The sequence below is a fragment of the Desulfomonile tiedjei DSM 6799 genome (genome assembly GCF_000266945.1).
Classification (GTDB): domain Bacteria; phylum Desulfobacterota; class Desulfomonilia; order Desulfomonilales; family Desulfomonilaceae; genus Desulfomonile; species Desulfomonile tiedjei.
Genome location: NC_018025.1, coordinates 3,718,444 through 3,730,299 on the forward strand (window position 1 = coordinate 3,718,444; position 11,856 = coordinate 3,730,299).

Genomic DNA, 11,856 nt, shown 5'->3' on the forward strand with positions numbered 1-11,856 from the left:
CTGTTACACTCCGAAATAGGCACCCCTGACTTCCGGGTTTTCCATCAACTCCAAACCTGAGCCGTCCAAAGTGAGCATTCCGTTTTCTATGATGTACCCATGGTCAATCATGGGGAGTATCGGTCTGGCGAACTGTTCGGTTATGACAATAGTAAGCCCTGTTTCAGTGCGAATCCTTTTGATGGCTTCCACGAGAGTTGTTTGCATGAGGGGACTCAGACCCAGGAGCGGCTCGTCAAGCAGAAGCAAGCGAGGTTTTACCATCAATGCCATTCCGATCGTAAGCATTTGCTGTTCCCCGCCACTCAAGAAACCCGCCTTTCTGGTCTTGAGCCTCATAAGGGTCGGAAACAGGTGAAACACGTATTCGATTGCTTCTTTCAGTTCCGATCTAGCCCTGAGATACGCGGCAATACGCAAATTTTCCACAAGATCGGATTCGGGAAAGATCGGATGACGCTCCCGACAGAGCACCATTCCCTTCTTTACCCGTTCGCTGGGATAGAGCTCGGTAATATCTTCGCCATCCAGGCTGATAGTCCCGTACAGCGTTATCCGTTCCCCGCCCTTGCGCTGCTCTTTTATCTTGGTATCGATGATCAGCCCTGAAAGGGTGTTCATGAGGGTCGTCTTGCCCGCGCTGTTGGAACCTATTATAGCGACTATAGATCCCTTCGTCACCTTCATGCTGAAGTCGTTCAGCGCGAGGGCGTTTTCGTAAAAGACCATGAGATTTGATACTTCAAGCATTTATTCTGATCCCAGGTACGCTTGTCTGACTTCGTCCTGCTCCATGACCGCGGCCGGCTTTCCATCGGCAATAATCATGCCGTAATTCAGGACCAAAACCCGATCAGCGATACGAAAGAGTTCACGGAGACGATGCTCGATCATAATTATGGTTTTGCCTTCAACCATGAGTTTCTCGATGATGGGAACGATACCCGCGAGTTCGGCTATGCTCAATCCTGAGAAGAGCTCGTCGAGTATGATCAGGTCAGCCCGCAGCGCAAGACACTTTGCAAGTTCAAGGCGTTTGAGATATCCGTGGGGCAGACTGCCCGCGGCTTTGTACGTGACCGAGGACTCTCGCTCGAACCCCACTTCTTCAAGAAGATCTTTTGCGACAGCGTCCCTGTCACCATATTTTCCGCCGGAGAGACTCTTCACGCGAGGAGAGTAAAGCGGAATGACGAGATTTTTGAACGCAGCCAGTTCCGCAAAGGGCCGGATCATCTGAAATGTTCGGGCGATACCGAGCCGCGCTATGCGGTAGGGCATCCATCCGGTTATGTTGCGGCCCTCGTATTCGATTACTCCTGAATCCGGCTTGACGAACCCGGTGAGGAGATTCACCATAGTCGTCTTCCCTGACCCGTTCGGCCCGATAATTCCGAGAAGCTCACCTTTGTGGAGGTCGAAAGTCGCTGCAATTACAGCTCGAACTCCACCGAAGCTCTTACTCAGATCCCGGACCTTCAAGAGGGGTCGGCCACTGTCAACGGGAGATATCTCATCCATGTAAGAATAGCCTGCACTTGTAATATCAATTTGCTTTCAAAGCAGTAACATCCGGAAAACCCTTCTTGTAAGAAGTGTTTCCCAGATTTTATCTCTTTGAGAGCAAATCCGTATAAGTCATTTGTCAACGGTCACCCAGCGTTCGAATTGCTGGTATTTTCTTTGCACGTAGTGGAATATGCCTTCCGGTAAAGCCACGATAAAGACAACAAGAAACAGCGAATAGAAGACTATTCGAAGGCCGCCTATCCCTCTCAGCGCTTCAGAGAGAGGCACGAGGATAAATGCGCCGATAAACGAGCCGGCAAAAGTCCCCATTCCTCCCACCACTGCCGAAGCCAGGGGAAGTATGGAATAGTCCAGCGCAAAAGAGGGCATTCCGACGAACATGTATACATGGGTCATGTATGCTCCGCAGAACGACCCCATGCATCCGGTGATGAACAGCGCTTGCGCCTTGAACCAGTAAATGTTGAGACCGCCGCTCATAACCGATCGGTCGTTGTCTCGGATCGCCTTCAGGACAAGCCCATAATCCGTAGTCATCAATCGACGGAATCCGAAGAGCGCTACGAGGACCGCAACAATAATGAGATATTGTTCGATCCACTGGTTCGGGAACGATTTCAGACCGGTAAGTCCCTCAGTTCCACCGAATGCACCGGTGGCTTCCACGATTCGTTCCAGCATAAGCGGTAACACAAGGGTGACCATGGAAAAATACACACCGCGAAGCCTGAGGACCGGTATCAGGAATACCGTGCACAATCCGCCGCCTATTACGGTGGCAAGCGGAATGCCGAGCCAGATGGGAAGACCTGCATAGTGGTCCAACACCCCGGCCACGTATGCACCCACACCGAAGAACAGCGCCTGACCGAGAGATACCATTCCCACACAAACCAGGAAGTCCCAGCTTATGGCCAGCAAAGCAAAAACTGCGGTGGATATCAGCACTTTTTGCCAGTACGGCGGTAGAACCAGCGGCAGGACAAGAAGCACTGCCACAGGAAGTACCGGAGGTACTGAAACGTACAGCATCTCTTTGTACGAAGTGAGTGCAAAGATGTCGTCCGATCGCACCTTGATTCCGCGGTCGATCCGTTCTTTTCTTCTCTTTAGGGCTACTTGCGTTGCATTCATTGACTGAATCTATATCCGCTCTTCGAGTTCCTTTTGTTTTCCGAAGAGACCCGATGGCTTGACCACCAGAATGATGAAAATGGCCACAAGCGAAACAATCATCTTCCAGTGCGGGCCTGACAGAGTATCCGTGATCATCTGCGCATAACCGATGAGGAATGATGCCACAATCACCCCAACAGTACTTCCCAAGCCTCCTATAATGCACACTGCCATGGCGTTTATCAGGACGTCGTATCCCTCATTCACCGATATGGTGCCGCGAGGAAGAATCAATATGGCTGCAACAGCCGCAAGTCCCGAACCGAACGCCACACTGATCCCGGCAATTCTGTCGGCATTGATTCCGAGGGACAACGCGGTTTTTTCGTCCTGCGCTATTCCCCTGAATGCCAATCCCAGCTTGGTATGATGCGTGAAGAAATAGAGCGCTACAGCCAGAGCAATGCCGAACCCGATTATCCAGAGTCTCTGATGATCCACGTACACGTTTCCGATTTCGATGCTCCCGTCTGTGAAGACCGGCAGGGTGTACTCGAAACCCGTAAACCCCATGTACCTGAAGAGTTCCAGAATCGCCAGGCCGACTCCGAAGGTCGCTATGACTTCCGATATGACCAGGCCTCTGACCCTCAGCAGAACAAAGTGGTACAACGCGAGTCCCAGCGCGGATGAGAGAATTACGGCCAAGATCGCGGCAAACACAAAGGGTATTTGCAGCTTGTGCATGAATATCCATACAGCGTAACCGGAAAGCACGTACAAAGAGCCGTACGCGAAATTCGAAACGCCGCTGATGCCGAAAGTGAGACTGAATCCCAGGGCGATAAGGGCCAGAATGATACTGTTGACAAATCCGTAGATGAGAGTGACTTCCAGCATGGATGCTGCCTTTCGGATTAAGGCTGTTTCTCGGGTTAAACTCATCGGAGCGTCATAAATTATGACGCAATCCGATGAGCCATCAGGAGACTATTTAGATGTTTTTACCCAACTGGGGAGTTTGATTTTGCCTTCTGCGAGCGCTTCAGGGAATACGATTACGCGTTTGCCGTCATCGGTCCACTGGAAGATGCATCCACACGCTGTTTGCGTGGGGTCGTTCCCGTAAATCACCTGATTACCGTCATCGAATTTGATTCGTCCGATAACTCCGGCTCTGTCGGTCTTCTTTATCTCTGCAACGAGTTTGTCCGGATCCAGCGTACCGGCTCTTTCTATTGCTTCAGCGAGAATGTACACGGAATCGTACGAGGGAGCCGGGCCGTGCCCTGCTTCCATAGGTGTTCCGTATTTTTTCGCGTAGTCGTCGTAGAATTTTTTCGCGGGAGCGTATTTTTCGGTGGGAATGGCACTGCCGATTTCAAATGTGGTATTGAGAAGTCCGCCTATTTTTCCTTCAAACGTTTTCCATGCGCCCGGCCCCGCCATGGGAGAAATGAACCCTGCCACCATTGCAGGGATTTTCATCTGTTGCCATTGTTTGAGAAGAATACCGCTCTGGGCCATGTCGAACACTGGAAGAATGACCTGAGCACCTTTGCTTTTTGCTTTGCTAAGTCCAGCGGAAAAATCCGACGAACCCGTGGGGTACGCCTCGGTTCCCAAATTTTCCCATCCGAACTGCCCTGAAGCCACTTTCAAGGTTCCTTCCGCGGTGGCTTTGGCCCACAAAACATCCTGATGCATCGCGAAAATCTTGTTGAATCCAAAATCATTCTTCAGGGAACCAAGCGATTGCGCGAGATATTTCACCAGATATACAGCGTTCAAACATACTCTGAAGCAGTATTTATATTTTTCCGGATCCGCTTTTACTTTTTCTTCCGACTTGGGGGTCATAGCGATAGTGCCGAGCATAGGTACTTTGTACTTGGCGAGAAGATCCATGCCGGCCAACAACGCTTCCGATCGGAACGGCCCAACGACAATGGCGGCAACTTTCTTTTCTGTTATGATCTTCTCTATTCCGAGCAAAGCTTCCTGCACAGGAACTCCAGGGGAGAAATCACGGAGGTCGATTGTCTCGAGTTTGAGCTCTCGTTTCGAGTTGCCGACCTTCACCCCTCCCTTTGCGTTTATCTCGGCCACTGCCATTTCAACGGCTTTCAGCGATTCTCTGCCTTCGAGAGCCGTCAGTGAAGTGGGCACACCGATGAGAATCGGTTCCTCAGCCATTGCCGGAGAGCCGGCCCACGCTGCGAGACAGACGACGAATAGTACCATAGCCGTCAGGACGTTCTTCATGTTTGTCCTCCTTTTATGTACGATCCAGCACTCTGGGGTCACGCATATGTGTAAGAAACTTTTGTTTCTTCAAACGACTGAGGAAAAGAGTATCGAGTTTTCGTCCGCTCGGTGATTATCCGAAAAGTCTACGGATATGGTATGAAAATGTCAACAAAGAAAAAGACCGTTTTCAGTATTAGAAAACTCACTACACGGAACTATTGCCACAACATGCCCTGTAGAATGTTTTCATTTCATGATACTGAACTATAGGTAGTTGATCACAAATCCAGGATCTGTCCTTCACGTGCTCCTTCCACTTCGATTGAGGCCGCCTTTGAGGCAACCAGGTCCGAGCATTCCTGAACCATGGACGCGACTCCCTCATCGGTCCGCCAGGGATCGTGGTGGAACAAAAACAGTCTCTTGACGCCTGCTTCAACAGCCAGTCGAGACACGGAACGGACGTCGGAATGTCCCCATCCGCGACGATCTCGAATCTCAGCCGTGGTGTACTGACAATCATGCACAAGGAGATCTGCACCCGAACAGAAGGATACGAAATCCGAGAAGCTGGTGCCGGACCAGCCCTGGTCGAGCAGTTCGTTATCCGTGATGAATACGAATGTTTTCTTCTCTTCGGTAAATTTGAACCCTACGCCGCCTTGTGGATGCTGGATCTTGTGGCTTTCAACCAGGGTACCGCCAATCTCTACCGAACCGTTGCGCAGTTTCTGAGAATGTTCTATGCGGGCCTTGAGGTCCTCGAACCGGAGAGGCCACGTCCCATCGATATAATTCGAGCTGAACACTCGCTGGAGACCTTCCATTGCTCTCGGAGATCCGTCCACTTCAATGTGACAGCTCGGTGTGAACAGAGGAGCGAAAAAGGGAAAACCCAGAACATGATCCCAGTGGATGTGCGTTATCAGAAGGTGTATACAGGTGTTCTCACTGCGTTTTAGAAGATGGTCGCCCAAACGTCGAATGCCTGTGCCTGCATCAATGACGATGATACAATCCGATGCCAGATTCAGTTCGAGACAGGTGGTGTTTCCACCGTACACAACGGTTTCCGGGCCTGGAGAAGCTATCGATCCTCTCGTCCCCCAAAACGTAATTTTCATGATATGCTCGTATTGCTCTTTTCAGTCTCATTCTGATTACGAAACGAGCCACGGCGTCCCACTTCCTGGGGTCGTCCGGCTCTTCGACAGAAGACATTAGAATCTGATAGCATTTGGAGCGGAAACAGTCACCAAAAATCGTTTACAGAGTACAAGGCTACGGGTTACCATGCCTTTCATATATTCTTATTCCACCATGATAAGAAGAGATTTCGGAGACAGCACAATGGTCAGCTTGCGGGCGGACAGCAGCCCATGGACTTCAGATATCAGGGATTTGAAACAAAGGAATCTGTATCGGCTCATGCCGGATGTCTCGGGCATTCCGGGCAGAATTATTCACGTAAACGGCCGCGAGGCCCTGAATTTTTCAAGCAACAATTATTTGGGTCTGGCAGGACATCCGAAAATAATCGAAGCTACGGTCCGATCGGTTCGCGAATTCGGCGCAGGTTCCACAGCTTCTCGGCTGATTGCCGGAAACACCGAAATTCATCGTGAGCTGGAACGTTTTATTGCCGAATGGAAAGGAGTGGAGGCAGCAGTCCTTTTCGGCAGTGGGTATCAGGCAAATGTGGGGGTGATTTCCTGTCTGATGGGACCGGACGATCTGATCGTAAGCGACGAACTGAATCACGCCAGCATCATTGACGGATGCCGCCTGGCAAAGAGCCGGGTGATTGTGTACCCCCATTTTGACTTGAATTCCATTGAGGATGCTCTTCGATTACCCGGATTCAGGCGAAAGCTTGTAGTAACGGAGTCGGTATTTTCCATGGACGGAGATCGAGCACCTCTGCGAGAGATCGATTCCCTGTGCAGGAAATGGGGAGCCTCACTCATGGTTGACGAAGCCCACGCTTCGGGCGTTCTCGGGCCTTGCGGCCAAGGATTGGCTTCGGAAATGGGGGTCGTTCCGGAAATTCAGATGGGCACTCTCGGGAAAGCCGCCGGGACTGGTGGCGCGTACGTTGCCGGAAGCAGATCGCTGATCGAGCTTATCGTGAACAGGGCAAGGTCTCTGATCTACACCACCGCGGCCCCGCCCGCGACAATTGGGGCTGCTCTGGAAGCGCTCAAGATCGTGATCTCACCTGAAGGAGACAAAAGGAGAGCGCGTCTTGCCCATAATAGCGAGGTGTTCAACGGCTTGCTTTGTCAGGAGTTTTCTCTCGACACTCCGCCCTCTCACATAGTACCCGTTATGATCGGGGATTCCGGCAGAACCATGAGTATAAGCACCGCGTGCATGGATGGAGGGATCTTTGCGCACGGCATACGTTTTCCCACGGTGCCGGAAGGAACCGCACGCTTGAGATTCACTCTGATGAGCGATCACACTGACGCTGACCTGAAGAAAGCGGTCGATATCCTGAAAACGGCTTTTGAGAATTCACGCAGCGATCCCAAATGCGCTGCATCTGCAATAGATCATGTCCAGGTTTCAACCTGAGATCAGAAATCATGCGCGGAACGGAAAACTCTATGTTCGATTCCATAGAATCTTTGCAGCAACGTTTACTCAATGAAAAGTACATACCCGATCGGTCCTTGGCTACAGTTCTGTATTTGGCCTGGACACTCAAGAAACCTTTGTTCCTGGAAGGAGAGCCCGGGGTCGGGAAAACCGAAACTGCCGCAGTAATGGCTCGAGTACTGGGAACAGAACTCATTCGGTTACAGTGCTATGAAGGCTTGGACGCCAATCATGCCTTGTATGAATGGAATTATCCGAGACAGATACTCGCGATCAAGTTGGGCGAACAGTGTGGAACCGAAAAAGAATTGCTCGGTAAGACAATTTTTACTGAAGAATTCCTCATAAAACGACCGCTTCTGGAAGCCATCCTTTCAGCCAGGGACAAGGAACCGGTCCTGCTTATAGACGAGATAGATCGTTCAGATGAAGAATTCGAAGCCTTGCTCCTGGAAGTACTGTCCGATTTTCAGATATCCATCCCGGAAATCGGAACGCTCAAAGCAGTCCGCAAACCGCTCGTGATACTGACCTCAAATCGTACCAGGGATATTCATGATGCATTGAAGCGCCGCTGTCTCTACCACTGGATAGACTATCCCACTCCCCAAAAGGAGCGAGAGATAATCAGTGCAAGAATGCCTGCGGTTAGCGAATCGCTCGCTCTTCAAGTTGCACTCTTTATGCAAAGGTTACGATCCCAGGATTTTCTCAAGAGACCGGGTGTGGCCGAAAGTCTCGATTGGGCCGCAGCACTGCTGGCTCTGGATAGGACTTCACTGGACGAGGAGACGATTCAGGAAACGCTTGGATGCATTCTCAAGTATCGTGAGGACCTGATGCGCTTCCACGAGCTTTGGAATGAAACCGGATTCCGGCAGACCATGTTAACGGACGTGCTGGAGAAACTGTGCTGAGCGATCATGAAACATCAGACGCCCATTTTTCCCACATTCCCAGGGATTCTCTTGCCGGCGCTGTCATACTCTTCAGTCGTGTGCTGAAAAAAAACGGTCTTTCAATTTCGATTCCCGCAGTAATGGACGCGCTTCAGGGAATCATCCATGTGGGAATAGAAAATCGCGACGATTTCAAAGCGACGTTGAGAACAGTGTTCACGACGAGAGTCGATGAATGGGCTCTCTTCGAGCGCTTGTTTGCGCAATTCTGGACAGAGGAAGTTTCGGACGAAACGGGCGATGATGGGCATCCCGAAGCCGAAACGGATCCGTATCAGCAGTCTTCTGAAGTAGAAGTTTTTCCAGCAGAAGCAGTGGATTCCGATCTTCGGGAGCGTGAAGCTCGGAATGCAAAACCTTACGTCATCTACTCTCCGGTGGAAATTCTGAAACAGCAGGATTTCAAAGATGTGTCTGAAGATTTCGATCCCCGCATGGCACAGCTCATCAGAGAAATCCTCGCTCCGCTGCTCAGACGTGCGTCCCGCCGGAGCCGTCCGGTGCGAGCATCCACCGCTCTCGACTTCAGACGGATGTTCCGGCGTAATCTGAAGTACGGCGGGGAATTGTACGAACTTCCGGGCATTGCACCGAGACAAAAGATCCGGCGTATTGTTTTTCTCTGTGATGTGAGCGGCTCCATGAATCCGTACCAGAGGTTCATCCTGGGATTCATAAAGGAACTGCAGAACCTGCCTACAAAGGTGGAAAGCTTTGTTTTCGCCACGGAGTTGCACAGAATTACTCCTTATTTGAAACGATTACCGTTTGGCAGGGCTCTTCATCAAATATCGGAAAGTGTTCGAGACTGGTCGGGTGGAACTCGGATCGGCCAATGTCTGCACAAGTTTAATCGCGAATGGGGGTCGCTCCTGGGAGCTTCCACGGTCCTGCTCATACATTCCGACGGTTGGGATAGAGGGGATACGAGAATCCTGGAGCAGGAGATTTCCAGGATCCATCGCCGGGCGTATAGAGTGATCTGGATCAATCCGCTGTTAGGCAGCGCTTCTTATGAACCTACGTGTAGAGGAATGCGTGTGGCGCTTCCCCACATCGACTATTTTCTGTCCGGCCACAATCTCTTGAGCCTGGAACGGATTTCCGGAACGCTTCGGGGATTTTTTTAGCGCGGATTATCCGGCAGTTAAACGAACAAAAGTATGCTCTCCGGTAGCTCCCATGATATGGTGAACGAAATAGATCGCTATCGGGGGTAAGGGAATGGTCGGGAGGAACACCCGGAATGCAGCGAATCACTTGAGACCGGACAGACGCAGAAAGGAAACGTGAGCATGTTTTGTGACAAATGCAAGCGCACGATCGATCCTGGAGAAGAGAGAAAGCTCAATGACGAGACGCTATGTGATGATTGTTACATAGACCGCATTTTTCCCCGGATCAGAAAGTCGTATTATGAAAACGATCCTGCAGAGTTTATGCGAAGACTGAAGGAAACGTATTCGATACATCCGCAGCAGTATCATTAGTGCTGCTGTGGAATTCCGAAGAAAACCTCTTGAGGAAATTGCAGCAAAAGGAGTAACAGCGCTATAATGCAATGAGCCAAGATCCTCTGTGATATATCGTCTGAACAATATTTTCATGGTATATAGTAATAACCATGCGGCAGGATTACGGATTGTCATCTTTCCGCATTGTGAAGCGCAAGGGGGGACGACTTTCTGTTGAAAGGCTTCGCCGATCTTCCCGACGGCACGGAAGGAGCTCTGATTCATGGTTCTTCGAGTCCGGTCCAAAATCTGGATCGAAAATGACAAAGGCCAGCTTGTGATAGGTACTGGCAGGCTAAGAATTCTGCAAACGATTCTCGAAACAGGTTCCATCAACAAGGCCGCTCAAAAGCTTAAACAACCTTTTCGCGCTGTGTGGGGTAAGATAAAGGCTACAGAAGAACGCTGCGGTTTTAAAATAGTCGAGCGAACGAGCGAGGGGTCCAAGCTTACCAGAGAAGGCCTGGAACTCCTCTGGACCTATACACGACTTCGAAATCGATGTGAGAAGTTTACAGATACACAGTTTTCAGATCTGTTTGGCACTTCGGCTACGACACAGGACCCCAAAGACACTGCGGAACATTAAGACCGTACTAATCCGACGAAGGAGCACCGGTTGAGCAACAGTCAGGACCACTCCGGTGAAAAGCTTACCATAGAAAGACCCGGACAAAGATACACCGACGGAAATCTGGAGGCCAGGACTATACACCTCGCCCGCGAAGTTCCTTACACGCTCTTTGTAAACGACCGAGAAATCCTCTCGATGGCCACATTGCCAACTCATTTACGGGAACTCTTTGTTGGTTTCATGGTTTCCGAGGGAGTGCTCTTGTCTCCATCCGAGATCCTGGAATGTGCGGTAGATCACGGCAATAGACTGATTCGTCTCGAATTGGATGTTCCGGACGAACGCCTCGAGAAGGTGGAAAAAAGGGGTATGCTCACATCAGGGTGCGCAGGCGGTTTGGTCTTTTCCGTGGAAACAGCTGCGGCTCCCCGCGCCGGAACGCGAGAGCCCCTTCAGATTTCCACCTCATGCATTCTCGACCGAATGCGTGAGCTGGACACCTTCCGCGGAATTTATAGTATTACCAGAGGAGTGCATGCTGCATCCGCGGCGACGGATAAAGAGACATTGATCATCCTCGAAGATCTGGGCCGTCACAATGCGGTGGATAAGATAGTCGGCCACTGCTTTCTCCAGGGGATCGACCCGAAAGACAAGCTACTTCTCACCACGGGAAGGATTACTTCGGAGGTCCTGACGAAAGCGGCACGCAGCAACTTTCCCATGGTGATCTCACGATCCAGTGCAAGCGCCATGGCAGTGGCTATGGGTGAACAGTCAGGTATAGATGTGATAACGTATGTACGAGGCGGCCGATTCAACTATTTTTCTCACGGCGGGGTAAAGCTTTCCGTGGGGAGTTGTCAGAAAGACTGAGACACGTGCGCAGGATTCCGGGGATTGCTTCGCTTTGCTCGCAATGACAATCATCGATCATATTGCTGAAATTGTAGTAATTGCCAAAACTGATTCAGAAAAAGAGTATTGGTAGGTGTCGGCCTCCGTGCCGGCACATCTTCAATATTTATAAATGATATCCCTATGATGGACCGGCAGGGACGCCGGTCCCTACCAATGTCCTGTAATTCACACGCGGGATAAGAGGACAGAATTTTTGGCACTGGCTATAGTTCCGGTACCCTGTGTTAATCCTATGCGGACAAGGGTGGATTTGATCTATGCTATTGAAAATCTCCCCTGTACGTTAGCAGTCCCCCTTCAAGAAAGGAGGACTTTGCTGGCTATCTTGATTCGCCGCTGTGTCCGAAACTGCCGACCGGCCTCAAGATAGCATCCATGCCCCCGACTCCCC

Annotated in this window: 12 protein-coding genes; 6 read left to right on the forward strand and 6 right to left on the reverse strand. The window is 50.7% G+C overall.

The annotated features are described in order from the left end of the window. Positions 1–3 precede the first annotated feature (3 nt). The 6 genes from DESTI_RS15760 to DESTI_RS15785 form a co-directional block, all read right to left on the reverse strand. A complete protein-coding gene (locus DESTI_RS15760) occupies positions 4–750 on the reverse strand; it encodes an ABC transporter ATP-binding protein (protein ID WP_014810963.1) in 747 nt (248 codons plus the stop codon). Beyond that, complete coding sequence (locus DESTI_RS15765) at positions 751–1,521, reverse strand: ABC transporter ATP-binding protein (RefSeq protein ID WP_014810964.1); 771 nt, start codon at positions 1,519–1,521, stop codon at positions 751–753. Between the two features lie 117 nt (positions 1,522–1,638). Next, the gene (locus DESTI_RS15770) at positions 1,639–2,664 is read right to left on the reverse strand and encodes a branched-chain amino acid ABC transporter permease (protein WP_014810965.1); all 1,026 of its coding nucleotides are present in this window, start codon (positions 2,662–2,664) and stop codon (positions 1,639–1,641) included. Positions 2,665–2,673: 9 nt separating this feature from the next. Continuing rightward, positions 2,674–3,591, reverse strand: a complete 918-nt coding sequence (locus DESTI_RS15775) for a branched-chain amino acid ABC transporter permease (protein ID WP_237671448.1) — start codon at positions 3,589–3,591, stop codon at positions 2,674–2,676. Positions 3,592–3,636: 45 nt separating this feature from the next. Beyond that, a complete protein-coding gene (locus DESTI_RS15780; protein WP_014810967.1) occupies positions 3,637–4,911 on the reverse strand; it encodes an ABC transporter substrate-binding protein in 1,275 nt (424 codons plus the stop codon). A gap of 263 nt (positions 4,912–5,174) precedes the next feature. Then, a complete protein-coding gene (locus DESTI_RS15785) occupies positions 5,175–6,020 on the reverse strand; it encodes an MBL fold metallo-hydrolase (RefSeq protein WP_014810968.1) in 846 nt (281 codons plus the stop codon). Between the two features lie 226 nt (positions 6,021–6,246). On the opposite strand from DESTI_RS15785, the gene bioF reads away from it, so the two are divergent. The 6 genes from bioF to fdhD all read left to right on the forward strand — a co-directional run bounded on the left by bioF (position 6,247) and on the right by fdhD (position 11,420). After that, on the forward strand, positions 6,247–7,473 hold the full coding sequence (gene bioF, locus DESTI_RS15790; RefSeq protein ID WP_014810969.1) for an 8-amino-7-oxononanoate synthase: 1,227 nt from the start codon (positions 6,247–6,249) through the stop codon (positions 7,471–7,473). Positions 7,474–7,505: 32 nt separating this feature from the next. Next, positions 7,506–8,414 carry an AAA family ATPase gene (locus DESTI_RS15795; RefSeq protein WP_157212176.1) on the forward strand — a complete coding sequence of 303 codons (909 nt, stop codon included), beginning with the start codon at positions 7,506–7,508 and terminating at the stop codon, positions 8,412–8,414. After that, positions 8,408–9,586, forward strand: coding sequence for a vWA domain-containing protein (locus DESTI_RS15800; protein ID WP_014810971.1), 1,179 nt, complete (start codon positions 8,408–8,410; stop codon positions 9,584–9,586). Before DESTI_RS15795 ends, DESTI_RS15800 begins: the two co-directional genes overlap by 7 nt. 165 nt (positions 9,587–9,751) lie before the next feature. Continuing rightward, a complete protein-coding gene (locus DESTI_RS15805; RefSeq protein ID WP_014810972.1) occupies positions 9,752–9,946 on the forward strand; it encodes a hypothetical protein in 195 nt (64 codons plus the stop codon). Between the two features lie 247 nt (positions 9,947–10,193). Continuing rightward, positions 10,194–10,559: a winged helix-turn-helix domain-containing protein gene (locus tag DESTI_RS15810; protein WP_014810973.1), complete on the forward strand. Its 366-nt coding sequence runs from the start codon at positions 10,194–10,196 to the stop codon at positions 10,557–10,559. Between the two features lie 30 nt (positions 10,560–10,589). Next, positions 10,590–11,420, forward strand: a complete 831-nt coding sequence (fdhD, locus tag DESTI_RS15815) for a formate dehydrogenase accessory sulfurtransferase FdhD (protein ID WP_014810974.1) — start codon at positions 10,590–10,592, stop codon at positions 11,418–11,420. Positions 11,421–11,856: the final 436 nt, after the last annotated feature.